Consider the following 23,904-nt stretch of genomic DNA (forward strand, 5'->3'; position numbering starts at 1 on the left):
AGGGGTCTATAAGTTGCCCCGAACCATTCCAGCGGAGGACATCATGGGAACATCGATCAGCTTCAAGCGCCCCGACGGCAAGGAAGCCAAGGGCTATCTCGCCAATGCCCAGGCCAGCAATGCGCCCGGCGTCGTCGTCATCCAGGAATGGTGGGGCCTGCAGGAGCAGATCAAGGGCCTGGCCGATCGTCTCGCGCTGGCCGGCTTCGATGCGCTGGCGCCTGATCTCTATAACGGCGTGGTCGTGCCCTATCACGACACGGACGCGGCCGGCAAAGAAATGAACTCGCTCGATTTCATGGATGCCACGACGCAGACCGTGCGCGGTGCTGCACAGTACCTGTCGCGCAACGGTGCCAAAGTCGGTCTCACCGGTTTTTGCCTTGGCGGCGCCGTGACCATCATCGGTTCGTGCAAGATTCCCGAACTCAAGGCCGCCGTGGCGTTCTATGGCATCCCGCCGGAGCAGGCCGCCAAGCCCGCCGATGTGCAGGTGCCGCTGCAGGGCCATTTCGCCAATCGCGACGACTGGTGCACGCCTGCGGTGGTTGATGCGTTCGAGAACGGCCTGAAGGCTGCCGGCAAGTCGGCCGAGTTCTTCCGCTATGACGCCGACCACGCTTTCGTCAACGAGCAGCGCGTCAGCGTACATGACCGTGAAGCCGCCGAACTCGCCTGGGGCCGCGCGACCGCGTTCTTCAAGAAGCACCTGGGCTGAGGTCCTATGATCGGATGCTGATCCGCAGAGCGCGCCCCGATGAAGCGGCCGAGATATGCGATGTTTTGCGCCGCTCCATCGCCGAGCTCTGCGGCGCCGATCATCATGACGATCCAGCGATCCTGCACAGGTGGCTCGCCAACAAGACTCCTAAAATAGTGGAGGGCTGGATCGCCCATCCGGACAATTTCGTTCTCGTCGCGGTCGAGGAAGAAACAGTGCTCGCCGTCGGCATCGTCAGACACGATGGCGAGATTACGTGCAACTACGTCTTGCCGGATGCCCGGTTCCGGGGCGTCAGCAAGGCGATGCTGGCACAGCTAGAGGCGACCGCACGGGACCATGGCAACGATGTCTGCCATCTGATCAGCACCGAGACAGCCCATCGCCTGTATCTGTCTGCCGGCTATGAAGACTGCGGAGTGCCACAGGGAAAATTCGGCACGACGTCATCCTTTCCCATGCTGAAGCGGCTCACCGGTGAATCTCACACATCGTGATGCATAGCCGCGTGGCAGCTTGATGCGACAGGCCCGACCCTGTAGGTCGAGGCCAATGACATCCGACTACACCATTTCCGATTTGCGCCAGCAGGCCGACTTCTTCGACATCGTCGCCGATCGGATCTGGCAGGCGTGGTGGAAGCGTCATGGCGTGCCCGAGGCCTATATCGTCGAGCGACTGCGCGAGAACATGCAGGGGACCGACCTGCCGATCGCGCTGGTGGCCCATCGTGGGCCAGACTTTCTCGGAACGGCGTCGCTGCTGGTGTCCGATCTCGACGAGCGTCCGCAATATACGCCCTGGGTGGCGGCGGTCTGGACCGAGCCAGATGCCCGCAAACAGGGTATCGCCCCGGCGCTGATCGAGCGGGCGTGCCTGGAGGCCTTCTCCCGGGGGCGTGCCCGGGTCTATCTCTGCGCTGCCCCGCCCCGTCGGGCCTGGTACGAGAGCATCGGCTGGACCCCGATCGAGGACGGCGTCGGGGCGCTTAAACTGACGGTATTCGTCCGGGAGCGGCCGGGGGCCGTCTAGTCCCTTGACCTTCCGGGCCGGCCATGGTGATTTGCCCGCCATGAGCACCCCTGTCCGCAACAGCCGTCGTTGGTGGCGCACCTCCTGAAGAGGTGGTCGGTGCGATTTGCTTATTTTCAATCGTCGAAGGCCGCCATCGCAGTGCGACGGCCTTTGCTTGTTTGTTCTGTGTGGCGCCCCCTCCGGCATGTTTCCTAAGAGGACACCATGAACAGGACTGTGTTTTCGCTCCCCGCTGACAGCGCTTACAAGACCCGCGCGGGTCTCTCCGTGGCGCGCCATGTCGATTATTTCACCGGCGGCACCGCGCTGGACGATCTGATCGTCCGGCTCGACCAGCGCCGCGGCGTGGTGCTGTCGTCGGGCACCACCGTGCCCGGCCGCTATGAGAGTTTCGATCTCGGCTTCGCCGACCCGCCGCTGCTGCTGGAAACCACCGGAACGGATTTCACGCTGACGGCGCTGAACAAGCGTGGCCAGGTGTTGATCGCCTTCCTCGCCGACACGCTGCAGGATCCCTGTATCGCGCTCGACGGGCGGACGATGTCGAAGCTCAAGGGCCACATCATCCGCGGCGAGGCGCCGGTCGAGGAAGATCAGCGCACCCGCCGCGCCAGCGTGATGTCACTGGTGCGCGACATGGTCGCGCAATTGTTCTCCTCAGACGATTCCATGCTCGGGCTCTATGGCGCCTTCGCCTATGACCTCGTGTTCCAGATGGAAGACCTGAAGCAGAAGCGCATGCGCGAGGCCGACCAGCGCGACATCGTGCTGTATCTGCCCGACACGCTGCTGGCCTATGACCGCGCCACCGGCCGCGGCGTGGTGATGTCCTATGACTTCACCTGGAAGGATCGCTCCACCGAGGGCCTGCCACGCGACACGCCCGACAGCGGCTATAACAAGGCACCGCGCCAGGGCTTTGCCGATCATGCGCCCGGCGAATATCAGAAGACGGTCGAGAACGCCCGTGCTGCCTTTGCGCGCGGCGATCTGTTCGAGGCAGTGCCCGGTCAGTTGTTCGCCGAGCCCTGCGAACGTTCACCGGCGGAAGTGTTCCAGCGGCTCTGTGTCATCAACCCGTCGCCCTATGGCGCGCTGATGAATCTCGGCGATGGCGAGTTTCTTGTTGCGGCGTCGCCGGAAATGTTCGTGCGTTCCGACGGGCGACGGGTCGAGACCTGTCCGATCTCTGGCACCATCGCGCGCGGCGTCGATGCCATCGGCGATGCCGAGCAGATCCGACAGCTCCTGAATTCGGAGAAAGACGAGTTCGAACTCAACATGTGCACCGACGTCGATCGTAACGACAAGGCGCGCGTCTGCGTGCCCGGCACCATCAAGGTGCTGGCGCGTCGGCAGATCGAGACCTACTCAAAACTGTTCCACACCGTCGATCACGTCGAAGGCATGCTGCGTCCCGGATTTGATGCGCTCGATGCGTTCCTGACCCATGCCTGGGCGGTGACGGTGACCGGTGCGCCGAAACTCTGGGCGATGCAGTTCGTCGAGGATAACGAGCGCTCGTCGCGGCGCTGGTATGCCGGCGCCATTGGTGCCGTGTCATTCGATGGCGGCATCAATACCGGGATCACCATCCGCACTATCCGCATGAAGGATGGTCTCGCCGAAGTGCGCGTCGGCGCGACGCTGCTGTTCGATTCGGATCCCGTCGCCGAAGAGAAGGAATGCCAGACCAAGGCTGCAGCGCTGTTCCAGGCGCTGCGCGGCGATCCGCCGAAGCGGCTGTCGGCCTTCGCGCCGGATGCTACCGGTTCGGGCAAGAAGGTCTTGCTGATCGATCACGATGACAGTTTCGTGCATATGCTGGCGGATTATTTCCGTCAGGTCGGCGCCACCGTCAGCGTGGTTCGTCATGTCCATGCACAGACCGTCCTGAACCGCGAGAGTTTCGATCTCCTCGTGCTGTCGCCGGGGCCGGGACGTCCCGCCGATTTCGGCATCGGCAAAACGCTGGATACCGCGCTCGAAAAGAAGCTGCCGGTGTTCGGTGTCTGTCTTGGCGTGCAGGCAATAGGCGAATATTTCGGCGGCGTGCTGGGCCAGCTCGCGCAGCCGGCGCATGGACGGCCGTCGCGCGTGCAGGTGCGGGGCGGAAAGTTGATGAACGGTCTGCCCAATGAAATCGTCATCGGCCGCTATCACTCGCTGTTTGTCGAGCAGGACAGCATGCCCGATGTGCTCACCGTGACGGCCTCGACCGAGGACGGTGTCGCCATGGCCATCGAACACAAGACGCTGCCGGTCGGCGGCGTGCAATTTCATCCGGAATCGCTGATGTCGCTTGGCGGCGAGGTCGGCTTACGCATCGTCGAAAACGCATTCCGGTTGGGGCAGCGCCCCAACTGATCTCCATCTGAAGAATCGAAAGACCCTGATGACACCCGAACTCGCGCACGATCTCAAAGCCTCCGTCCGCACCATTGTGGATTATCCGAAGCCGGGTATCCTGTTTCGCGACATCACCACATTGCTGGGTGATGCGCGCTCGTTCCGCCGCGCGGTGGATGAGCTGGTGCAGCCCTGGGCGGGGCTGAAGATCGACAAGGTCGCCGGTATGGAAGCGCGCGGCTTCATCATCGGCGGCGCCGTGGCGCATCAGCTCTCGGCCGGCTTCGTGCCGATCCGCAAGAAGGGCAAGCTGCCGCACACGACCGTGCGCATCGCTTACTCCCTTGAATACGGTATCGACGAGATGGAAGTGCATGCCGATGCCATCAAGCCCGGCGAGCGCGTGATCCTGGTGGATGATCTGATCGCCACCGGCGGCACGGCTGAAGGTGCGGTCAAACTGATGCGCCAGATCGGTGCTGAGGTGATGGCCGCCTGTTTCATCATCGACCTGCCGGATCTCGGCGGCGCGGCGAAGCTGCGGGCGATGAATGTGCCGGTGCGGACGTTGATGACGTTCGACGGGCATTGATTGCCCGTCACGACCCCTGCAGCAGCAGTCCCAGCTCGATCTCGCGAAAGCTGAAATAATTCTTCCTGATCCACTGATGCAGCTCGGTGGATGAATCCTGCTCCGAGCGCAAATAGCCGGTGAAGGAGAAATTCAGCCGGTCGATATAGGTCTTGAGGAACACCGGCAGTGCCGCGATGCGCAGCATGCGGCCCTGCGCCAGCGCCACCGGGATTTCGCCGCGCAGCACGTGTTCGTTGTCGATCACATAAAGCGAATTGCGGGTGAACTGCTGCTGCAGCATCTCGTAGCCGCGCAATGAGGCGCGGTCGCTATCGCCCATGAAGAACACGATGGGCGCCACGCCGCGGCGTGCGGCTTCCTTGGCGAAACCGATCTCGCCGGTCATTTTGAAGAATTCGTCGAAGGCGAAATAGCCGAGGTCGATCACCTTGGCGACGTCGTCATTGATGATGAGCCGGTCCATCAGCGACATCTTGCCAAATGTGTCGCCGATATCGGCGGTCTCGGTCAGCTTCGGCAGGAAATCCAGCAGCGACGGTTCTTTCAGGCTGACATCGAAGGCGGTGACGTCGCCGCGCTGCAGCTTCAGGAATTCGCACAACAGGCGCGCGACGAGGGTCTTGCCGACCATCGGTCGCGTCGAGCAGATGATATAAACGGGCGTGCGTCGCATCGGCGCAATATCAGGCGAATCCGACGCCGCTCCAATCGTTAAATGGACTTACTTCTCGCCGGGGCTGCGGGCACCGGGCTTGTCGTGGACGATGTCGGTCAGCTTGATGCGGTCGAATTCGCTCCAGACATTGGCCAGCCAGTGCCGGACATAGCCGCGCAGCACGAACGAATAGTTCGCGGTCTCGTCATGCGGTCCCTTGTTGGCGACGAATTTCAGGAACGGCACGCTGGAGACCTCGACCTGCTCATAGGCCATTTCGTTCAGCTTCGGGATGGTGATCTCGGTGGCGCCCTTGATGCGGTGGAAATAGGAGTTGTAGGTCGCCTGGTCCCATTCGAAGAAGCTGGTGTTGTTGATGAAGTTCTTCACCAGGAAATACTTCGCGCCGTCCATGAAGCCGGCGGTCTCGGCGATCTCGTCCAGGGAGGCGATCGACGGGCCGAGTATATGGAAAACGGCAAAGGTAATCTGGCCGGACTTGGCGGCATCGAGGAAGCCGATGTCACGCAGATCGGCCAGCGCCCGGGACAGCAGGCCTGCGCGGACGTCGATCACGGTCACCGAGGGGGATGCGCTGTTGAGCGTATCGAAGATCTTCATCTGGTCGGACGTGGTCGTCATGTCGACGATTTCGGTGATGTCCGAATGGAACCGCTTCAGCGTGCCGCGCGGCGCTTCGGTGTCAAAAGCGCGCGTCGGAACGTTGTTGGCGCTGAAATAGTCCAGAACCGTCCGCGAAACCGTGGTCTTGCCGACCCCACCCTTGTCCGCGCCGACGACAATCACTGCTGGCTTCGCCATGGAATTCCTTTGCCGCTTTCAACTGGAGCATCCGCGCGATGGAGATTCGCGCGCCGGAGAACACTACCCGATGCCTGCTTTGGGCGCGAACATGGCAGAAACAAGGGGGATTTCAATCGCTGAAAGATATGGCCCACGGAAATCATTGGGAAATTCTCAATATTTGGCTGCCGGCGTTGTTTCCCCGCATTACGGCTACCCTACCTGGCTTGCAGGTGCCGGGGTCCCCGGCGGCGCTCACCACACCGTGATTGATGCGACGCACAAAATAGATTGCAGCCTAATCGATAGGGTCCTATCTAATTTCCATGCCCCACTCCCAAGCGCATATCCAGGCCGAACTGGGTCTGCTGGTTGCGCGACTGGCACGGGTCTGGCGCCGCAAGGCTGACCAGACCCTGTCGGCGCATGGCCTGTCCGAAGCCACGGCCCATCCGCTGCTGATCCTGTCGCGGCCCGGACGGGAGAATGTGCGTCAGGGCGTGCTCGCTGACGAAATGGGGCTTGAGGGCCCGTCGGTGGTCCGGCTGATCGACCTGCTGGCCGCCGAAGGGCTGGTCGAGCGCCGCGAGGACCCGACCGACCGCCGCGCCAAGGTTTTGCACCTGACCCCGCTTGGCGAAGCCAAGGCCGAAGAGATCAGGCGTGTCATGCGCCGGCTGCGCGGTGACCTGATGAAGGGCATCGCGCCGGATGAACTCGCTATCGCCTTCGATGTGCTCGGACGGATCGAGCTATCGGCCAATCGCCTGTATGAGGCCGCCGAGGAGGCGGAGGCGCTGCCATGACCTCCGCTGCTGCCCAACCGCCGTTTCTCGTCCGCCACGCCGACATCATCTTCTCCGTCAAAACCTTCATCGCCGGCATGATGGCTTTGCTGATCGGCTTTGCGATGGATCTGCCGCGGCCCTACTGGGCGCTGGCCACGGTCTATATCGCCTCGCAGCCGCTGGCCGGCGCGACGCGTTCGAAGGCGCTGTTTCGCGTCATCGGCACGCTGGTTGGGGCTTCGGCCAGCGTGGTGCTGGTGCCGAACTTGGTCAATTCGCCGGAACTGCTGAGTCTCGCCATCGCGCTGTGGGTCGGTCTCTGTCTTTATGTGTCGCTGCTGGACAGGACCCCCCGCGGCTACATGTTCATGCTGGCGGGCTACACCTGTGCGCTGATCAGCTTTCCCTCGGTCAACGACCCCGCCGCGATCTTCGATACGGCCGTGGCGCGCAGCGAGGAAATCATTGTCGGCATTCTCTGCGCGACGCTGGTATCCACGATCCTGCTGCCGCGCAGCGTCGGTCCGGCGGTTGCAGCGCGGGTCGATAGCTGGCTCGCCGGTGCGCGCAAGCTGACCCAAGACGTGCTGGCCGGCCGCAGCGCCGATCCGGCCACGCGCGATCTGCGCCTCAAGCTCGCCGCCGATGCCGTCGATATCGATACGCTCGCCGATCATCTGGCCTATGATCGGCTCGGCGGACGCGAGACTTCACGCTGGATGCGCGCCCTGCGCACGCGCATGCTGACATTCCTGCCGCTGCTGTCATCCATGGGCGATCGCATCGACGCGCTGGGCGAAGACGCGCGGACGACCTCACCGCAATTGATGGCGCTGATCGACGACGTCTCCGCCTGGATCGCCGACAACGATACCGACCGCGAACCCGCCGAGCGGCTGCGCAGCATGATCGCCGCGCAGCAGCCGAAACTGAGCGCGTCGTCGTCGTGGACCGAGATCATGATCGCCAGTCTGCTGATGCGGATGCGCGAGCTTGTCGATATTTCGGCGGATTGCCGGGTCCTCAATCAGGCGATTGCCGAGGGCGGCCGTCCGCCGGGCGCGAAACTCGCCTTTCAGGCTGAAGCCGGTGTGGCCCCGGTGCGGCATGTCGATCACGGCATGGCGCTATGGTCCGCAGCAGGCGTATTCGTGACCATCCTCGTCTGCTGCGCGTTCTGGATCGCCACCGGCTGGACCGATGGCGCGACAGCACCGACCATGGCGGCTGTCGGCTGCTCGTTCTTCGCCAGCATGGATGATCCCGCGGTGGGGTTGCGCGGCTTTGCCAAATGGACGCTGGCCGCGATGGTGATCATCGCGCTCTATCTGTTCGCGATCCTGCCGGCTATCACCGATGTCGAAGTGCTGGTCGCCGTGCTGGCGCCGCCGTTCCTGCTGTTTGGCTATCTCATCGCACGCCCCGCCACCTTCTTCATCGGCATGCTGCTGGCGGCGAATACCGCGACGCTGATGGCGTTGCAGACGACTTACAATGCCGACTTCGCAAGTTTCGCCAATTCCAGCGTGGCTTTCTTCGTCGGTACTGAACTGTCGGTCATCTCGATCCAGTTGATCCGCTCAGTCGGCTCCGAATGGAGTGTGAAGCGGCTGATGCGGCGCGGCTGGATCGCCATCGCGCAGGCTGCCGAACAGCGCGGCAATCGTGACCGCGCAGCCTTTGCCGGGCTGATGCTGAACCGCATCGGCCTTCTGGCGCCACGGCTGACGGCGCTGAGGGATTCACCGCTGCGTGCTGTCGACAACCTGCGCGAATTGCGCGTCGGGCTGAATATCGTCGATCTGCGCCGCGCAAGGCATCATCTGTCGTCACCGACGCTCAATGCGATGGACACGATGCTAGACGAACTGGCCGCGAGCTTCCGCAACTACAAAGGCGGTGCGATGCCGGAACCACTGCTGGCGAAAGTCGATCACGCGCTGTCGGAAGCCATGGGCGAACGCGGGGCAGGGCGCGAGGATGCGCTGATCGGGCTCGTTGGCATTCGCCGCGGTCTGTTCCCGACGGCACCTGCCTATCTGCCCGAACCGGGCCTTCATGCCGGGAGTGTGGCAGCATGAGATATGAAATCGATCTGTTCGGTGTGCTGTTGCCATCGCTGATGCTGTGGCTGGTCATCACTTACGCCATCGGCGCACTGCTACGCCCGTTGATCGAGCGCTCCGGCCTCTATCGCTATGTCTGGCACCGCGCGCTGTTCGATCTTGCTCTGTACGTCTGCCTGCTGGGCGGCGTGGTCTATCTGTCCTCCGGATTGCTGTCATGAAAAACGCTGTGAGTTTCGTTCGTCGTTTCGCTGTCACCGCACTGGCCGTCGTCGCCGCGCTCGCCGTGGGGCGCTATCTCTGGGTCTATTATATGGATGCGCCGTGGACCCGCGACGGCCGCGTCCGTGCCGACGTGGTCACCGTGGCGCCTGATGTCTCCGGCTTCGTCACTGAGATTCTGGTGAAGGACAATCAGAAGGTGGCCCGCGGCGACGTCATCATGCGGATCGACCGTGCACGTTTCGCGCTGGCACTGCAGCAGGCCGAAGCCGTTGTGGCCGGTCGCAAAGCCAGCCTTGAACAGGCCGATCTCGATCTGAAGCGTTACAAGGAATTGACAACGGCCGCCGTCTCGCAGCAGAAGCAGGAGCAGGTGCTTGCAACGCAGCTGCTGGCCAAGGCGTCGCTGGATCAGGCCATTGCCGATCGGGCCGTGGCGCAGCTCAATCTCGATCGCAGCGAGGTTCACGCGCCCGTCTCGGGCGTGATCTCCAACATGGACCTGCGCCCCGGCACCTATGTCACCGCCGGCAAGGGCGTGATGGCATTGGTCGATACGTCGAGCCTGCATGTCGACGGCTATTTCGAGGAGACCAAGCTGTCGCGGATCCACGTCGGCGATCCCGTCCACATTCACTTGATGGGCGACGCCGCCAAGCTCACCGGCCATGTCGAAAGCGTTGCCGCCGGCATCGAGGATCGTGACCGCGCTGAAGGCAGCAATCTCCTGGCCAATGTAACGCCGACCTTCAGCTGGGTGCGCCTCGCCCAGCGCGTGCCTGTGCGCGTAGCGCTCGATCCGGTCCCGGCCGGCGCTACACTCGTCGCGGGCCGCACGGCGACGGTGGAGATTCTGCCGGGCAATCGTACGACGGTCGCGAAGGCGAATTGACGAAGCTCATACTCACAGTCTGTCATCCCCGCGAAGGCGGGGATCCATACACACTGTAGTCTCGTTGATCACCGTTGGGAGAAGCCTTCACTTCAGCGGAGAGGATGGAGGTTATGGGTCCCCGCCTTCGCGGGGACGACAGTAGAGTTGTTCGTGCTTCAACTCGCTAATTGTCGACTATCGGTGACTGTGCACCCACCAGCATCACTTCAAACCGCGCCCGTATTTCCCGAGGCGTGGCGCCGAAGCGCTTTTTGAAGGTGCGGTTGAAATAAGACAGGTCGCCGAAGCCGACCTCGAAAGCGATGGTGCTGACGGCGCGATCCCCGCGGTTGCCATCGCGCAGCATATGGAAGGCGCGCTCGAGCCGACGCTCCAGCAGATAATCCGAAAACGTCCGCCCTTCGGCCTCGAACAATTTCTGGAAATAACGCGCGGTGACGCCATGGGTGGTCGCGAGCCGCTCCAGTGACAGCGTCGGCTGGCTGAGGCTGGCCTCTATATCGGCCTTGAGCGACAGCAGGCTGATGGTCGGCCGATCCTGTCGCAGTGCTGCACGTCGTCCCGGCGCATCGGCTTCATCGATCATGGTGGCGACGAGGCCGTTCATATAGTTGATGGCAAGACCCGTCAGCGCAACGGAATTCATCGGCAACAATCCGCGCATCACCGCGGCGGCGTAATGGCCAAGCGCGATCAGCCCGCCATTGTCATGGGCGATATGGCGCAATCCGGTATGGCCATTGCCGGCGAGTAGCAGGCAGTCGACGCGACTCACATCATTCATGATGAAGGTGGTGGCGCGGCCGGGATCGAGAACGATCGCCTCGCGCGGCATGCATGTCTGGCGCTGGCCATCCTGCTGGACGATCACGACGCCGTCCGAGGGGCGCAGCACCAGGATGTCCTGCGGCGAGTCGTTGCCAGTCGTGGCGGTATCGTCGTCGGGCATGGTCCAGAGCGGTGCGGGATCGAAACACGACATCAGTCCGAGATGCGGCTGCATCCGCAGGATCGCCTTTGACTGGAACGGCGCTGCGCGAAATGATCCCAGCGAATTGCGCTGCACGGTCTTCCACGGCAGGCGGCTTTCAAGCGGTTTGCGCAGGGTGTCATCGATATCGTCGGCAACCAGCCAGAGCGGGACGAGAGGGCAATCGGGAGCGGCATCGACGCAGGATGGAGACCGCGACTGATGCGCGTTTGCCACAGCATCGAATCCAAACCGCTTCGTTCGCTCCAGTCCGACTATCAATTCACCGAGTCCAAGTCATGCCATGGGCTGTGCCGTATCGCTGTGACGATAGACGGAATGCACAGGCGTAAGAAGAGTAAAGCCGTGGCTGGAATTTACATTGATTCCAAACTGCTGCGGCCTCGGTCGAATTGACCGGCTCGACCTCTCCAGTGCTTCGTCGCCACGAACATACGGAAGACTTCGAGCTCATGCGTTACAGCCAGTTCCTTCTCATCCCCGCCGTCGGGCTCATGTCGTCGCAGGCCGTTGCGCAGCAGAGCGCGGGCGTCACGCTCGACGAGATCACGGTAACGGCCGCGCGTGCCCAGCGCTCGATTTCGGATATTCCGCAGACCGTGCAGGTGATCGACCAGAAGGAGATCGACGAACAGCTCAAGCAAAGCGGCAGCGCATCCGCGCTGCTGGCCAAATTGCTGCCGGGCTTCTCGGTGTCGAACCAGACCATCTCCGGCGCTTCCGAAAGCTATCGCGGCCGCGACCTCCTGGTGCTGATGGACGGCGTGCCGCTGACGACGCCGCTCCGCGACGTCTCGCGCGTCCTGTCGCTGATCGATCTGAATTCCGTCGAGCGCATCGAACTGGTCGCCGGTGCATCGAGCCTGTATGGCGCCGGCGCGACAGGCGGTACGGTGAATTTCGTCACCAAGAAAGCGCAGCCGGGCGGTCCCCGTGTTAGCGTCAACACGGCGCTGCGCACCTTCACCGCCGATCCCGGCGGTTCGCTGGCACCGGAAATGTCGGCGACGGTCAGTGGCAAGGGCACGAATGGCATCGACTACGTGTTCGTCGGCAGCGGTCGCGGCGCGCAGAAGACTTATGACGGCGCGGGCCGCGAGCTGCCATCGGATGCCATGCTCGGCCAGGGAGGCGGCGATCGCCTCGTCAGCGGTAATTTCCTGGGCAAGATCGGTTACGATTTCGATGGCGGCAAGCGCATCGAAGCCTCGATCAGCCAGTTCTATCTCGACCAGACGCCGAAATACCTCACCGACTATTCCGGCGCCTATGCGAAGCCGGATTTTACCAAGCCCTATACCGGGCAGAGCGTGCTGGAAGATTCGCGCTCGTTCCAATTGCGCTACAGCGATACCGACTTCGTGCTCGGCAATCTCAGCGTGGTCGGCTTCTATAACGACATCAAGAAGCGCTTCAACTATTCGGAGTTCTCCTATCCCTATAACTCGCTGGTCTATTATTCCGGCAACCCGCTGAGCCCGACCAGCCCGGCCAACCAGACCACGCTGTATTCCGAGCGCGGCGGGGTCAATCTGACGATAGATACGCCGCTCGACCGCATCTGGAACGGCGCCAAGGTGACCTGGGGGACGGACGTCGTCCATGACAAGACATGGCAGACACTGACCGATGGACGCGATGTGTTCACGCCGTTGACCCAGGTGACGACCGCCGGATTTGCATTGGTACAAGTCCCGATCACCGATCGGCTGACCGCGCGGGGCGGCGTTCGCTACGAGCATTTCGATCTCAGCGTTGACGACTTCCTGCGTCCGGCCGCCTATGCCGCGATCTCGCCCGTGACGCGCTTCGTTCTGCCGGCGCTCAATGTTATCGGCGGCCAGTACGAATATGCCTCGCCGACCTACAATCTCGGGGCGACCTTCAAGCTCAACAACAAGATCGATCTGTTCGGCGGTTTCTCGCAGGGCTATGCGCTGCCTGATGTCGGCGCCTATACGCGCCGCGCCGGCCTGTCATCCACGGCCTTTGCCTGTCCGGTAGCGACGCCGAACTGCCTGCCGCTGGCACGCCAGACCATCTCTTTCAGCTCGATCGCGCCGGAAGCCCAGATCGTCAATAATTACGAGATCGGCATTCGCGGCGGCGACGGCCCCTACAAGGGCAGCATCACGGGATTTGTCAGCACGTCCGAGAAGGGCGTGACCTTCGACCCAGTCACCAACCTGATCTCGCAGCAGAAAGAAATGATCTACGGCGTCGAATATATCGGCGAGATGGCGATCAACCGGAATTTCACGCTCGGTACCACGATCGGCTACAAGGAAGGCCGCTACGACACCAACAAGGACGGTGTGCTCGACTCGTGGCTGCCCAACAACCGCATCGGCAGTCCGGTGCGCGGTCTGATCTTCGGCGACTATCGCTTCGACAACGGCATCAAGCTGCGCGTCGAGGGCGAGGGCTATTCGGGCCGGAACCGCGGCATCAACCTGACCAATACGGTCTATCCCATCGAGGGTGGTTTCACGATGAATGCCGCGCTGAGCGGGCCGGTCTATGGCGGCGAGGCCTATGCAGCCGTCAACAACCTGTTCGATACGGAGTTGCAGAACCCGACCGCGACGTCGGTGCGCAACCTGCCGGTCTATTCCTGGGGCCGCACCGTGACGGTCGGCTATCGCAAGACGTTCTAGGGCGTGATCCCGAAAAGTGGTCGCCGGTTTTCGGATCAGATCACGCTCAAACGAGACAAACCTTCCAAGGCCACTTCCCAGGGAGTTCTAATTGCCATCATGGTGGATCTGGAGATTGATGGGAGCCTGCTGACGCTACGGTTCCTGCCGCCTTATGCGGAGTCGGACGAGCGCGATTATCTGGCCGCGCTGGCCCGGGTCGGCGAGCATGATGCGCCATTCGAACTTCTGACCGTGTTCGGGGGCGGCGGGAAACTGTCCGTCGCCGGCGAGCGGGAGCAGGCGCTGTGGTTCAAGGCGACGCGCGGCCATATCTCCGCGCGCTGCCGTGCTGTGGCGATTGTACGCCCCGGCGCCAACAAGAAGATGGAAGAGACGTTTCGGAAGCTCTGGCCGATGCCGCTGGTGGCGCTCGAGGACGAGATCGCCGCGCGCGCCTTTCTCGCCGAACATCGCGGCCTCGCATGAGCACCGCAGAGTTTAACGCATCTGCGCCGGTCGCCGTCATGGGACGCAAGCGTCTGTTCGTCGTGCTTGGCGGGCTGTATCTGGCACAGGCGATCCCGTCCTATCTGTTCGCCGCCGCTCTGCCGCCGATCATGCGCGAAGCCGGCGTCTCGCGCAGCGAGATCGGATATCTCAGCCTCTGGTTTCTGCCGTTGCTGCTGAAGTTCTTCTGGGCGCCGGTCGTGGATCGTATCCGTCCCTTCGCGCGCGCGCATCGCGCCGGCTGGGTGATCGTGACCCAAACCGGGGTCATCATCAGCCTGCTGTGTTTGATCCCGCTCGGCGCAACCAATATCTGGGGCATCATCACGGTGGGCCTGTTCGGTTCACTGCTGATCTCGACGCAGGATATCGCCACCGATGGCTATGCTGCGAAATATCTGGCGCCGGAGGATCGTGCCATCGGCAACGCCATCCAGGGCGGCTCGGTCGCGTTCGGTGTCGTGATCGGCGGCACGCTCGGGCTGGTGCTGTATGCGCAGATCGGTTGGACCGGTATGCTGCTGACCATCGCCGGCTTCTCGCTGATCCCGCTGTTTGCCGCCTTCGCCATGCGCGAGGACGAAGCCGGGCAGATCGATCCGTTGAAGCCGCGGCCTTCCGTGATGGCCTTCCTGCGCCGCCGCGAGGTGCGCAACATTCTCTGGATCGCACTGATCTACCGGATGAGCGAGGGCCTCGTGAAGGCGATGGAGGGCAGCTATCTCGTCGATGCCGGCGTGCCGCTCAAACAGATCGGTTATCTTTCCGGCGGCGCCGCGACGACGGCGGGCCTCGCGGGTGCCGCTGGCGCAGCATGGCTGTTGCAACGCTGCGGCACCGGCTGGACGCTGGGTCTGCTGGGCATTCTCCGCACTATCTGCTTCGCGCTGTTTACGGCTCATGCGCTGGGTGTGATCTCGGGCTTCTGGCCGATTTTCGGTGCGGCCGGATTCCAGACCCTGATCCGCTACATGGAGATCGTTGCGCTCTACAGCCTGTTCATGGCCGCGGCGTCGAAGGAGCAGCCGGGCACCGACTTCACCATTCTCGCCTGCGCCCAGCTCATCATCTACTTCATCGGCTCGATGCTGTCGGGCCGCATTGCCGATCTGCTCGGCTATGGGACGCTGTTCAGCGTCGCCACCGTGTTGTCGCTGATCGCGGCGATCGCCACGATGCGCATTCTCGCTGCGCAACCGCCCGCTAGTTCGACGCCGGCGCAGCCTGCGTGAAGCTGCGGTCGACGGCCTTGCTGACATCGACCTGCTTCGACAGGATTCCGTAGCGCGTGGCGCGATCCGAGGCTTCCTGGAACTCCTTCACCACGCCATCGTCGATGGCGATCGGCCGTGTGTCCTGCGCCTTGTAGGCGCGCGCCAGCACGTCTTCCGGCAGCTTGGTCAGCTCGGCGGTGTTTTTGGCATATTCATTGACATGCTCGCGCGACCAGTTGCGGGCCTTGTTAAGCCGCTGCAACAGGTCGGCGACGGCCTCGCGCTTGGTGGCAATTGCCTGTTCGGAAGCGACGATAAAGGTCAGGGTCGGGGTCAGGCCCGTGCCATCGGCAACCACCCGCGCATTGTCTTTCAGCACGGCGTAGGAGATGTAGGGTTCCCATACGGCCCAGCCGTCGATCGAACCGGCGAGAAGTGCAATCTTGGCATCGACGGGACCGAGCGGCGCGAAAGTTGCGTCGCTGGTCTTGTAACCGGCTTTCTCCAGCGTCGCCTCAATCAGGAACTGGCCCCAGCCGCCGCGGGTGCCTGCGAGGCGCTTGCCCTTGAGGTCGGCAGCGGTCTTGATCGGTGAATCGTTGCGCACCAGGATCGCCTGTGTGTCCGCATTGGAGCGTGTGCCGCCTATCGCCTTGATCGGTGCGCCGTTGGCATAGACCGTGAGGAACGAGAGGTCGCCAGTGTAACCGACATCGAGTGCGCCGGCATTGATGGCTTCGAGAATCGGCGCTGCCGCAGGGAATTCCGACCACTGGATCTTGTAAGGCAAGTCCTTCGCCAAGCCGGAGATCTCCAGCAGCGAGCGGTTGCCACCCTTCTGGTCGCCGACGCGCAGCGTGATCTGGTCCGCCGCGAAAGCGGAGGTGGCGAGCGTTGCGCTGAAGGCTGTGGCGATGAGCGTTGAAAGCAAGCGGCGCGAGGTGGAAGAGGCGGTCATGGTCACTTTCTCTGATGCAATGGCGAGCATCAAAGCTACGTCCGACACGGATTCAGTCAATGAAATGGCTGACTGAATATCATCGAGCGGAAGCAACGAATGTAGCGCTGCTGGAAGTAGCGTGGAAGTTTTGCGCTTTCGGAAAATCTGATGTGTTTTGGCCCATCGTCAACCTGCATGCGCATTCCCGCCCAACTCTGCCGCCTTTCCGCCAGAATTCACTTCCGCAGCGCATTTGGTGCGCCGCAGAATAGCCACGAGCGTCAGCCGAAATAGGGAATGGATTACTCCGAACAGACAAAAACCCTGGCGCTATTTCGCAATCGGGCCGTTTGGAGCGCGACGGATTTGGAAGTCGCCCGGCATTCGGGCCGGGAGCATTTCAAAGTGGGTTGTGTGCTTCAATTGATTTCGTCGCTGACCGTGGGCGGGTCGGAGCGGCTGCTGATCAATTTCGCTGCCAGTTGCACGCCGGGAGAGGACATTCCGCAGGTTTTCGTCGTCATTAACGACTTTTTCCATCCCGACCTTGCTGCCGAGCTCTCCGCGACAGGTCATCCGGTCTACTTCCTCAAGCGTCCACCCGGGAACCGCAATCCACGTGTCATTCTAAGTTTACTCAACATCATCCGCCGTCACGATATTCGCATCATCCATGCGCACGACAGCGGCGCCAAGCACTTCGCCATGTTGAGTAAACTGTATCGTCCGATGAGCGTCGGCTACACGATTCACAATACCGGCCTCGTCAACGCGTGGGACCGCGTAAAGCTTCGGCTACATCAGCGGTTCGTCGATTGGAACATCGCGATCTCTGCTGCGGTCGAGCGTGAATGTGAATCTGTCAAACTGAAGCGCCTGTTCAAGGTGCATAACGGCATACCGCTCGCGACATTCGATAGAGTGGCGCGGCAACGTCGCCTCGGACCGGCTCTGCGTCTGATCAATGTCGCCCGCATCTATCCGAAACAGAAGGGGCAGGACATCCTGATCAAGGCGGTCAGCCTCTGCGTCGCGCGCGGGCTCGACATTCGCTGCGATTTCGTCGGCAGCCCACCGGAGGGCGACGAGTCGACCCTCCTGAGTTTGAAGGCGCAGGCGATCGCCGAGAATGTCGCCGATCGTGTTCGCTTCCTGTGCGGGCGTACCGATGTGCGCCGTCCGCTGGACGAGGCCGATATTTTCGTCCTGCCATCGCGTTTCGAAGGTTTCGGACTGGTGTTGCTCGAAGCCATGGCGGTCGGCCTGCCTGTCATCGCCGCGGATGTCGATGGCCCGGCCGAGCTGCTGGTGGATGGATCGAACGGTATCAAATTCAAGGTCGGATCCGCCGAGGATCTCGCCGACAAGATCGCGGCGCTTGCGGCGCAGCCCGAGCTCGCCGCGAAGATCGCAAGGACGGCGAAGGATTTCGTCACCGAATTCGATATCGCCAATATGCGCGACCAGTATTTCGGCATCTACGGGCAGATGATGAGGGTGAGCTAGCCTGATGTCTTGCGTGTGCGCTTGCCGGTGGCAGCGAGTTTGTCAGCAAGAAATTCCAGCAGCACTTCGACACGGGCAGGGCGGGGACCGCCCGGCGGCGTGACGAGGTAGACGCCGCTCGACGATTGCGACCAGTCCTGCAACACGGCCTCGAGCGCGCCGCTCGCCAATGCATCGCCGACGATGAAATCCGGCAGGTCGCTGATCCCCAATCCGGCGATCAGCGCAGGCAGCAGCGCCTCGCCATTGTTGACGCGGAGCGGCCCAGCTGGCCGAACGCTGGCCTGTTCGCCGGCCGCATTGGTGAAGTGCCAGACGCCGGGGGTTGAGAGATAGGTGTAGCCAAAGCATTTGTGGTCGGCGAGGTGCATGGGGTGCGTCGGCCGGCCGTATTTTGCGAAATAGGACGGCGCCGCCACGATGTGGCGCTTCACCGGGCAGAGCCGCCGCGCGATCAACGATGAATCCGGCAATGATGCGATGCGGATCGCGGCGTCGAAACCTTCGCCGATCAGGTCGACGGTGGCGTCGCTGAGGCTGAGGTCGATGGAGACTTCCGGATATTTGGCGAGGAACTCCGGCAGCAGATGCGCCACCGTATTGGTGCCGTAGGTCATCGGCACGGCCAGCCGTACCAGCCCGCGCGGTGTCGCCGACTGCGCCAGCGCCTCGTTCTCGAGCGCTTCGCCGTCCGCCAGCAATTGCGCGGCCTTTACCGCCAGCGTCCGGCCGGCATCGGTCAGCGCCAGCCGCCGCGAGGTCCGGTTGAACAGCCTAGCACCGAGGCGGTCCTCCAGCCGGCTCACCGCCTTGGAGACGGTGGCCTTGGACAGGGTTAGCTCGGTTGCCGCCGCCGCAAAGGACCGCAGTTCGACCACCTTGGCGAAAATCGCCAGCGCCTCGAAATCGGGAAGTTTGGGCATCTCAAAATCCGAAACGATGAGTTTCCATCATTTCTATTTATGCGCCATCTGCGCGGGCATATCCAGATGCCCAGGATGCAAATGCATCAAACGACGGAGATTTCGTCATGATCGACCTGAGACCTTTCGACAAACTCGGCGGCGCCGACCACGGCTGGCTCAAGGCCAAGCACCATTTCTCGTTCGGCAGCCACTACGACCCCGAGAATATGGGCCACGGCAGCTTGCGCGTCTGGAACGACGACGAGATCGCGCCGAACACCGGTTTCCCGGCTCATCCGCATTCCAACATGGAAATCATAACCTATGTCCGCGAAGGCGCGATCACGCATCAGGACAGTCTGGGCAACACGGGTCGTACCGAGGCCGGCGACGTTCAGGTGATGAGTGCGGGCTCAGGCATCCGGCACTCCGAATACAATCTGGAGGCATCGACCACGCGGATCTTCCAGATCTGGATCGAGCCCACACAAACGGGCGGCCAGCCTTGCTGGGGCGCCAAGCCGTTCCCGAAGGCCGATCGCTCCGGCCAGTTTGTCACCATTGCCAGCGGCTTCAAGGACGACGCCGGGGCACTGCCTATCCGGGCTGACGCCCGGGTGCTGGCAACCACGCTGAAGGCCGGTGAGACCGCGCAATATCCGCTGGGTAGCTCGCGCAACGGCTACCTCGTGCCGGCGGCCGGCGCGATTGAGATCAACGGCATTCGCGTCAACGCCCGCGACGGTGTCGCCATCCGTGACGAAGCAAACGTCACGATCACCGCGCTGGAAGATTCCGAACTCGTTCTGGTGGACGCGGCCTGACGGTGCCCACCAATCATCAACCCGACCTATTCATCCCAATCCAACGGAGACTGACCATGACCAAAGTACTCGTTCTGTATTATTCCGCTTACGGCCATATCGAAGCGATGGCCAATGCCGTCGCCGAAGGTGCCCGCGAAGCCGGTGCCACTGTCGATATCAAGCGCGTGCCTGAACTGGTGCCTGCCGAGGTCGCCAAGGCGTCCTACTACAAGATTGACCAGGCTGCCCCGATAGCGACCATCGACGATCTCGCCAATTACGACGCGATCATCGTCGGTACCGGCACCCGCTTCGGCCGCATGTCCTCGCAGATGGCCAACTTCCTCGATCAGGCCGGTGGCCTGTGGATGAAGGGCGCGCTGCATGGCAAGGTCGGCGGTGCCTTCACCGCGACCGCGACCCAGCACGGTGGCCAGGAAACCACGCTGTTCTCGATCATCACCAACCTGCTGCATTTCGGCATGACCATCGTCGGCCTCAATTACGGCTTCCAGGGCCAGATGAAGCTCGATGAAGTCACCGGCGGCTCGCCCTATGGTGCCACCACCCTGACCGGTGGCGACGGCAGCCGCCAGCCTTCGGCCAACGAACTGGCCGGCGCCCGTTATCAGGGCAAGGCGATCGCCGAGACCGCGAAGAAACTTCACGGCTAAGCTGCGTGGCTAACTGAAAAGAGATGGCTGACAAGAGAAAGGCGGCGTTCTGATTGCAGGACGCCGCCCTATCTATGTCGGAACGAACGGATTCGATTTCATCATGCTCGACGTGTATTTCATTTATCAGCTGGCCCGGCGGCCGCTGCACGCGATAGCCCGGAAATGGCTTTGTCGCGGCATCGCGCATGTGACCAGGGGCGAAGTCGTTTGCCCCGAATGCCGCCAACACTGAAACGTTCCTTGATTGTTGGACTGGCAAGGTTGCGTCTGGGGACGTAGACTTCGGCTATGTCCAAGCCAGCCAGCTCGCCCGCGCCAGTCCTCAGTATCCGCATCGACCTCGATCCCGAGGGACGGATCGGACCGGGCAAGATTCAGCTTCTCGAACATATTCACGCTACCGGTTCGATTTCGGCCGCCGGCCGCGCCATGGCGATGTCCTACAAGCGGGCCTGGGATCTGGTGGATGAACTCAACCGGATCTGCGGGCAGCCTGCCGTCGAGCGCCAGACTGGCGGCAAGAATGGGGGCGGGGCGATCCTCACGCCATTCGGTCTGATGCTCATCAAGCGCTATCGCGGCATCGAAAACGCTGCGGCTACAGCCGCGCGCAAGGAGCTGATGGCGCTGAAGGGCGATATCGGCAAGAAGCGTAGATTCTAACCGGTCAAGCCGGCGGTATCACCGTTGTATCCGGATAAATATATCGTGACGGTCACCCCGATCGCGCTTTCGAATGGCTCTATTCTGGAATAGGATTGATCCATCCTTGGTCGCTCGTGGCGCGCCGTGGTCTAAACTGGAACTTCGCAATGTTCGACGCCCAATGCGATCTGGCTGCGCTTGTCTATGACAAGGATCAGGATCCCGATGCAGTGTTGCACACCTTCGCGGCGGATTTGAGCAAGCAGGGCATTCGTGCCGTCGGATTGGTGCAACTCGGGCATCGCGAATTCGACGTGCCGAAGCTGACTGCGGTCATGCTGCACACCGGTGCGCACGTGCGCTTGTTTCAGGATCTCGGTCCCGGCGCCAAGGGCTGCAAGCTCGATGTCGGGCAATTGCTCGATGCCGGCACGGAGGTCGCCGACGCCATCGACGAGGGCGCCGATCTCGTGATCATCAACCGGTTCGGCAAGCAGGAGCGCGAGGGCAAGGGGCTCGCTTATCTGATCGAACGCGCGCTCTCCAGCGATATCCCCGTGGTGATCGCCGTGCCGTCGCATCGCTTTGCCGAATGGATCGCATTTGCCGATGGCATGAGCGTCAAACTTCATTGCGATCGCGAGTCGCTCGACGGCTGGTGGGCGAAAGTCTCTTGTCGCAGCGAGGGACTGATACGTCAGGACCATCGCAGCGTTTGCGAAGTGCTGAAATAGAATTCCATCAACGCGCAGTCGTCAATCGGCCGAATACCGTTGCTCCTGCCACGGATCGCCGCGGTTGTGATAACCGCGAACTTCCCAATAGCCGGGCTTGTCGTCGCTGACGAACTGGATGCGCTGCAGCCACTTCGCGCTCTTCCAGAAATAGAGATGCGGCACGATCACGCGCACGGGGCCGCCATGGTCGCGCTCGATCGGGGAACCCTGCCACGAATGTGCCAGCAGTGCGTCTTCGGAAGCGAAATCTTCCAGGGACAGGTTGGTGGTGTAGCCGTCATGGGATTCCAGCACGACGAAGCGCGCCTCGGGCTTCGGCTGGCAGGCGTCGAGCAACGCGCGGGTCGAAAGACCCTCCCACTGGTTGTCGTAACGCGACCAGGTGGTGACGCAATGGATGTCTGAGATGAAGGTCGATTGCGGCTGTGCGCTGAACTGGCCGAAATCCCAGAACAGCGGCGTCTCGACGGCGCCGTAGACATCGAGCCGCCAGCGCTCGCGAGGGATGTTTGGCGTGATGCCCAGATCCAGCACCGGCCAATCCTGGGTCAGATGCTGGCCGGGCGGGAGCCGCTGGTCGTCCGGGCGCGCAATCTTGCCGGTGAGAAACCGGCCTTCGCGCGCCCAGCGCTGTTTGGTCTGCGTCAGCTTGGATTCCGGCGGGGTGTGATCCTCGGTCATGGCTGACGCTCCTTCCCTAGATCGACGCCGTCACTCGTGACGGTGCATCGCCGACTTGTGCTTGGTGTCGCGCATGGTGGCGTAAATCAGCAGCGACAGGAAGATCATGCCCGACAGATAATAGTAGAACCACTGTTCATGACCGATCTGCTTGAAGTACAGCGCGATCGCCGGCGCCGTACCGCCGAAGATTGACACCGTCAGCGCATAGGGCACGCCGACGCCCAGCGCACGGATATTGGTCGGGAACAGTTCGGCCTTCACCACCGCATTGATCGAGGTATAGCCGGCCACGAAGATCCAGGCGCCGCAGATCAGCAGGAACGCCGTGAATGGCGACTTGGTGGTCTGCAGCGTAGTGAGGATCGGAACAGTCGCCAGCGTGCCGGCAACGCCGAAGAAGATCAGCAGCGGCTTGCGGCCGATGCGGTCGGAGATCGCGCCATAGATCGGCTGCAGCAGGCAGGCGAATATCAGCGTGCCGAAGATCACCGTGGTGGTCTGGTCCGCGGTGAGGCCGACCGAGAGCTTGACGAAGGTCTGCATGTAGGTGGTGAAGGTATAGAACGCTGCGGTGCCGCCGGCGGTGAGGCCGACAACCAGCAGCAATTCGCGCGGATAGGCCATCAGCGCGCGCAGCGAACCCATTGGCTTGGCCTGCTTCTTCGCTTCAACGAACTGGTCAGTCTCGTGCATGTCGCGACGCATCACGGCGGTGAAGACCGCAAGACCAGCGCCGATCACGAACGGAATGCGCCAGCCCCAGTCCTTCAGCTCCTGCTCGGTGAGGAATACCTTCTGCAGCAGCAGGAGCACGATGATCGCGGTCAGCTGGCCGCCGATCAGCGTGACATACTGGAAGCTCGAATAGAAACCGCGATGCTTGGGATCGGCAACTTCCGAGAGATAGGTGGCGCTGGCGCCGTATTCGCCGCCGAGGCTGAGGCCTTCGATGATGCGGGCGAGCGCGAGCAGGATCGGTGCCGCGATGCCGATGGTGGCATAGGTCGGCGTGCAGGCGATGATCAGCGAGCCGAAGCACATGCACAGGACCGAGATCGTCAGCGATATACGACGGCCATAGGTGTCGGCGAGATAGCCGAACAGCCAGCCACCGAGCGGCCGCATCAGGAAGGTGGCGGCAAACAGCACGGCCGCATTGAGCTGCTGAACGACGGGGTCGGAGTTCGGGAAGAAGGCCGGCGCGAAATACAGGGCGAAGGCGGTGTAGGCGTAGAAGTCGTACCATTCGACGAGATTGCCCATCGAGCCGATGAAGATCGCCTTGATGCGTTTTTTGGCGTCGTCGAAATGGAGTTTGCCGTCCACCGGCGGTGCGAATGAATCTGCCACGTAGAACCCTCGTATTCCGTGAAGTGAAATGTCCCGTTGCCACGCGCGGCACGAAAAGCCAATGCCGCGGAATGCATTGCTGCTGGCAGGATCGTTCTGTCAGCCGATGTCTGCATCCCGGCGGCCGCACATGACTAGCCTCGACATGCGACAATGTGGCTTAGACAAAAGTC

At 62.2% G+C, this 23,904-nt stretch carries 25 protein-coding genes; 18 read left to right on the forward strand and 7 right to left on the reverse strand.

The window, feature by feature from the left end:
• Positions 1–43: 43 nt before the first annotated feature.
• The 5 genes from AB8B20_RS24860 to AB8B20_RS24880 all read left to right on the forward strand — a co-directional run bounded on the left by AB8B20_RS24860 (position 44) and on the right by AB8B20_RS24880 (position 4,697).
• Positions 44–718 (forward strand): dienelactone hydrolase family protein, encoded by a 675-nt coding sequence (locus AB8B20_RS24860; protein WP_439073253.1) that lies wholly within the window; start codon positions 44–46, stop codon positions 716–718.
• Between the two features lie 14 nt (positions 719–732).
• Positions 733–1,218 (forward strand): GNAT family N-acetyltransferase, encoded by a 486-nt coding sequence (locus AB8B20_RS24865; RefSeq protein ID WP_439073252.1) that lies wholly within the window; start codon positions 733–735, stop codon positions 1,216–1,218.
• Between the two features lie 55 nt (positions 1,219–1,273).
• On the forward strand, positions 1,274–1,753 hold the full coding sequence (locus AB8B20_RS24870) for a GNAT family N-acetyltransferase (RefSeq protein WP_439073251.1): 480 nt from the start codon (positions 1,274–1,276) through the stop codon (positions 1,751–1,753).
• A gap of 207 nt (positions 1,754–1,960) precedes the next feature.
• Complete coding sequence (locus AB8B20_RS24875) at positions 1,961–4,123, forward strand: anthranilate synthase component I (protein ID WP_439073250.1); 2,163 nt, start codon at positions 1,961–1,963, stop codon at positions 4,121–4,123.
• A 28-nt stretch (positions 4,124–4,151) separates the two neighbouring features.
• Entirely contained in the window at positions 4,152–4,697 is a 546-nt protein-coding gene (locus tag AB8B20_RS24880) for an adenine phosphoribosyltransferase (RefSeq protein ID WP_068733118.1), read from the forward strand.
• Positions 4,698–4,704: 7 nt separating this feature from the next.
• Here the strand turns inward: AB8B20_RS24880 and AB8B20_RS24885 are convergent, their stop codons facing one another.
• Positions 4,705–5,373: a hypothetical protein gene (locus AB8B20_RS24885; protein WP_093759593.1), complete on the reverse strand. Its 669-nt coding sequence runs from the start codon at positions 5,371–5,373 to the stop codon at positions 4,705–4,707.
• 48 nt (positions 5,374–5,421) lie between these two features.
• Positions 5,422–6,177: a hypothetical protein gene (locus tag AB8B20_RS24890; RefSeq protein ID WP_089262507.1), complete on the reverse strand. Its 756-nt coding sequence runs from the start codon at positions 6,175–6,177 to the stop codon at positions 5,422–5,424.
• 308 nt (positions 6,178–6,485) lie between these two features.
• Between AB8B20_RS24890 and AB8B20_RS24895 the strand changes: the two genes are divergently transcribed.
• The 4 genes from AB8B20_RS24895 to AB8B20_RS24910 are packed head-to-tail and all read left to right on the forward strand — an operon-like array spanning position 6,486 to position 10,127.
• Entirely contained in the window at positions 6,486–6,965 is a 480-nt protein-coding gene (locus tag AB8B20_RS24895; protein WP_439062127.1) for a MarR family winged helix-turn-helix transcriptional regulator, read from the forward strand.
• Positions 6,962–9,028 carry an FUSC family protein gene (locus tag AB8B20_RS24900; RefSeq protein ID WP_439073249.1) on the forward strand — a complete coding sequence of 689 codons (2,067 nt, stop codon included), beginning with the start codon at positions 6,962–6,964 and terminating at the stop codon, positions 9,026–9,028. The genes AB8B20_RS24895 and AB8B20_RS24900 overlap by 4 nt, the downstream gene beginning before the upstream one ends.
• Positions 9,025–9,234 (forward strand): DUF1656 domain-containing protein, encoded by a 210-nt coding sequence (locus AB8B20_RS24905; protein ID WP_068733131.1) that lies wholly within the window; start codon positions 9,025–9,027, stop codon positions 9,232–9,234. Before AB8B20_RS24900 ends, AB8B20_RS24905 begins: the two co-directional genes overlap by 4 nt.
• Complete coding sequence (locus AB8B20_RS24910; protein ID WP_439073248.1) at positions 9,231–10,127, forward strand: efflux RND transporter periplasmic adaptor subunit; 897 nt, start codon at positions 9,231–9,233, stop codon at positions 10,125–10,127. The genes AB8B20_RS24905 and AB8B20_RS24910 overlap by 4 nt, the downstream gene beginning before the upstream one ends.
• A gap of 166 nt (positions 10,128–10,293) precedes the next feature.
• Here the strand turns inward: AB8B20_RS24910 and AB8B20_RS24915 are convergent, their stop codons facing one another.
• Complete coding sequence (locus AB8B20_RS24915) at positions 10,294–11,337, reverse strand: helix-turn-helix transcriptional regulator (RefSeq protein WP_439073247.1); 1,044 nt, start codon at positions 11,335–11,337, stop codon at positions 10,294–10,296.
• Between the two features lie 236 nt (positions 11,338–11,573).
• On the opposite strand from AB8B20_RS24915, the gene AB8B20_RS24920 reads away from it, so the two are divergent.
• From AB8B20_RS24920 to AB8B20_RS24930, 3 genes are all read left to right on the forward strand, one after another.
• Positions 11,574–13,778, forward strand: a complete 2,205-nt coding sequence (locus AB8B20_RS24920) for a TonB-dependent receptor (protein WP_439073246.1) — start codon at positions 11,574–11,576, stop codon at positions 13,776–13,778.
• A 99-nt stretch (positions 13,779–13,877) separates the two neighbouring features.
• Entirely contained in the window at positions 13,878–14,246 is a 369-nt protein-coding gene (locus AB8B20_RS24925) for a hypothetical protein (protein ID WP_089262497.1), read from the forward strand.
• Positions 14,243–15,499: an MFS transporter gene (locus AB8B20_RS24930; RefSeq protein WP_439073245.1), complete on the forward strand. Its 1,257-nt coding sequence runs from the start codon at positions 14,243–14,245 to the stop codon at positions 15,497–15,499. The genes AB8B20_RS24925 and AB8B20_RS24930 overlap by 4 nt, the downstream gene beginning before the upstream one ends.
• Here the strand turns inward: AB8B20_RS24930 and AB8B20_RS24935 are convergent.
• Positions 15,471–16,439: an ABC transporter substrate-binding protein gene (locus tag AB8B20_RS24935; protein ID WP_175368704.1), complete on the reverse strand. Its 969-nt coding sequence runs from the start codon at positions 16,437–16,439 to the stop codon at positions 15,471–15,473. The two genes, AB8B20_RS24930 and AB8B20_RS24935, sit on opposite strands and share 29 nt — an antisense overlap.
• Before the next feature lie 59 nt (positions 16,440–16,498).
• Here AB8B20_RS24935 and AB8B20_RS24940 point away from each other — a divergent pair, with 59 nt between their 5' ends.
• Positions 16,499–16,693, forward strand: coding sequence for a hypothetical protein (locus AB8B20_RS24940; protein WP_439073244.1), 195 nt, complete (start codon positions 16,499–16,501; stop codon positions 16,691–16,693).
• A gap of 142 nt (positions 16,694–16,835) precedes the next feature.
• Entirely contained in the window at positions 16,836–17,927 is a 1,092-nt protein-coding gene (locus AB8B20_RS24945) for a glycosyltransferase family 4 protein (RefSeq protein ID WP_441253337.1), read from the forward strand.
• Here AB8B20_RS24945 and AB8B20_RS24950 read toward each other — a convergent pair.
• The gene (locus AB8B20_RS24950) at positions 17,924–18,850 is read right to left on the reverse strand and encodes a LysR family transcriptional regulator (protein ID WP_439073242.1); all 927 of its coding nucleotides are present in this window, start codon (positions 18,848–18,850) and stop codon (positions 17,924–17,926) included. The two genes, AB8B20_RS24945 and AB8B20_RS24950, sit on opposite strands and share 4 nt — an antisense overlap.
• A gap of 107 nt (positions 18,851–18,957) precedes the next feature.
• Between AB8B20_RS24950 and AB8B20_RS24955 the strand changes: the two genes are divergently transcribed.
• The 4 genes from AB8B20_RS24955 to AB8B20_RS24970 all read left to right on the forward strand — a co-directional run bounded on the left by AB8B20_RS24955 (position 18,958) and on the right by AB8B20_RS24970 (position 21,694).
• Positions 18,958–19,656: a pirin family protein gene (locus tag AB8B20_RS24955; protein WP_184513408.1), complete on the forward strand. Its 699-nt coding sequence runs from the start codon at positions 18,958–18,960 to the stop codon at positions 19,654–19,656.
• A 56-nt stretch (positions 19,657–19,712) separates the two neighbouring features.
• Positions 19,713–20,312, forward strand: coding sequence for an NAD(P)H:quinone oxidoreductase (wrbA, locus tag AB8B20_RS24960; protein WP_439073241.1), 600 nt, complete (start codon positions 19,713–19,715; stop codon positions 20,310–20,312).
• Positions 20,313–20,603: 291 nt separating this feature from the next.
• Complete coding sequence (locus AB8B20_RS24965; RefSeq protein ID WP_439073240.1) at positions 20,604–20,978, forward strand: winged helix-turn-helix domain-containing protein; 375 nt, start codon at positions 20,604–20,606, stop codon at positions 20,976–20,978.
• Positions 20,979–21,127: 149 nt separating this feature from the next.
• A complete protein-coding gene (locus AB8B20_RS24970; RefSeq protein ID WP_439073239.1) occupies positions 21,128–21,694 on the forward strand; it encodes a DUF2478 domain-containing protein in 567 nt (188 codons plus the stop codon).
• Between the two features lie 21 nt (positions 21,695–21,715).
• Here AB8B20_RS24970 and AB8B20_RS24975 read toward each other — a convergent pair whose 3' ends face one another.
• Together AB8B20_RS24975 and AB8B20_RS24980 are read right to left on the reverse strand one after the other, a co-directional pair.
• The gene (locus tag AB8B20_RS24975) at positions 21,716–22,378 is read right to left on the reverse strand and encodes a sulfite oxidase-like oxidoreductase (RefSeq protein ID WP_439073238.1); all 663 of its coding nucleotides are present in this window, start codon (positions 22,376–22,378) and stop codon (positions 21,716–21,718) included.
• Positions 22,379–22,408: 30 nt separating this feature from the next.
• Positions 22,409–23,644: an MFS transporter gene (locus AB8B20_RS24980; RefSeq protein WP_120289104.1), complete on the reverse strand. Its 1,236-nt coding sequence runs from the start codon at positions 23,642–23,644 to the stop codon at positions 22,409–22,411.
• Positions 23,645–23,904 lie beyond the last annotated feature (260 nt).

The sequence above is a fragment of the Tardiphaga sp. 866_E4_N1_4 genome, from assembly GCF_052076075.1.
GTDB lineage: Bacteria > Pseudomonadota > Alphaproteobacteria > Rhizobiales > Xanthobacteraceae > Tardiphaga > Tardiphaga robiniae.

What these genes read in the sequence shown, in the direction of transcription:
- AB8B20_RS24980 (WP_120289104.1), bottom strand. Translation starts at nt 23,644, where the DNA reads ATGGGCAATCTCGTCGAATGGTACGACTTCTACGCCTACACCGCCTTC.
- AB8B20_RS24870 (WP_439073251.1), top strand. Translation starts at nt 1,274, where the DNA reads ATGACATCCGACTACACCATTTCCGATTTGCGCCAGCAGGCCGACTTC.
- AB8B20_RS24905 (WP_068733131.1), top strand. Translation starts at nt 9,025, where the DNA reads ATGAGATATGAAATCGATCTGTTCGGTGTGCTGTTGCCATCGCTGATG.
- AB8B20_RS24910 (WP_439073248.1), top strand. Translation starts at nt 9,231, where the DNA reads ATGAAAAACGCTGTGAGTTTCGTTCGTCGTTTCGCTGTCACCGCACTG.
- AB8B20_RS24880 (WP_068733118.1), top strand. Translation starts at nt 4,152, where the DNA reads ATGACACCCGAACTCGCGCACGATCTCAAAGCCTCCGTCCGCACCATT.
- AB8B20_RS24940 (WP_439073244.1), top strand. Translation starts at nt 16,499, where the DNA reads ATGAAATGGCTGACTGAATATCATCGAGCGGAAGCAACGAATGTAGCG.
- AB8B20_RS24860 (WP_439073253.1), top strand. Translation starts at nt 44, where the DNA reads ATGGGAACATCGATCAGCTTCAAGCGCCCCGACGGCAAGGAAGCCAAG.
- AB8B20_RS24935 (WP_175368704.1), bottom strand. Translation starts at nt 16,439, where the DNA reads ATGACCGCCTCTTCCACCTCGCGCCGCTTGCTTTCAACGCTCATCGCC.
- AB8B20_RS24930 (WP_439073245.1), top strand. Translation starts at nt 14,243, where the DNA reads ATGAGCACCGCAGAGTTTAACGCATCTGCGCCGGTCGCCGTCATGGGA.
- AB8B20_RS24890 (WP_089262507.1), bottom strand. Translation starts at nt 6,177, where the DNA reads ATGGCGAAGCCAGCAGTGATTGTCGTCGGCGCGGACAAGGGTGGGGTC.
- AB8B20_RS24925 (WP_089262497.1), top strand. Translation starts at nt 13,878, where the DNA reads ATGGTGGATCTGGAGATTGATGGGAGCCTGCTGACGCTACGGTTCCTG.
- AB8B20_RS24950 (WP_439073242.1), bottom strand. Translation starts at nt 18,850, where the DNA reads ATGCCCAAACTTCCCGATTTCGAGGCGCTGGCGATTTTCGCCAAGGTG.
- AB8B20_RS24885 (WP_093759593.1), bottom strand. Translation starts at nt 5,373, where the DNA reads ATGCGACGCACGCCCGTTTATATCATCTGCTCGACGCGACCGATGGTC.
- AB8B20_RS24920 (WP_439073246.1), top strand. Translation starts at nt 11,574, where the DNA reads ATGCGTTACAGCCAGTTCCTTCTCATCCCCGCCGTCGGGCTCATGTCG.
- AB8B20_RS24900 (WP_439073249.1), top strand. Translation starts at nt 6,962, where the DNA reads ATGACCTCCGCTGCTGCCCAACCGCCGTTTCTCGTCCGCCACGCCGAC.
- wrbA (WP_439073241.1), top strand. Translation starts at nt 19,713, where the DNA reads ATGACCAAAGTACTCGTTCTGTATTATTCCGCTTACGGCCATATCGAA.
- AB8B20_RS24955 (WP_184513408.1), top strand. Translation starts at nt 18,958, where the DNA reads ATGATCGACCTGAGACCTTTCGACAAACTCGGCGGCGCCGACCACGGC.
- AB8B20_RS24975 (WP_439073238.1), bottom strand. Translation starts at nt 22,378, where the DNA reads ATGACCGAGGATCACACCCCGCCGGAATCCAAGCTGACGCAGACCAAA.
- AB8B20_RS24970 (WP_439073239.1), top strand. Translation starts at nt 21,128, where the DNA reads ATGTTCGACGCCCAATGCGATCTGGCTGCGCTTGTCTATGACAAGGAT.
- AB8B20_RS24965 (WP_439073240.1), top strand. Translation starts at nt 20,604, where the DNA reads ATGTCCAAGCCAGCCAGCTCGCCCGCGCCAGTCCTCAGTATCCGCATC.
- AB8B20_RS24865 (WP_439073252.1), top strand. Translation starts at nt 733, where the DNA reads ATGCTGATCCGCAGAGCGCGCCCCGATGAAGCGGCCGAGATATGCGAT.
- AB8B20_RS24875 (WP_439073250.1), top strand. Translation starts at nt 1,961, where the DNA reads ATGAACAGGACTGTGTTTTCGCTCCCCGCTGACAGCGCTTACAAGACC.
- AB8B20_RS24895 (WP_439062127.1), top strand. Translation starts at nt 6,486, where the DNA reads ATGCCCCACTCCCAAGCGCATATCCAGGCCGAACTGGGTCTGCTGGTT.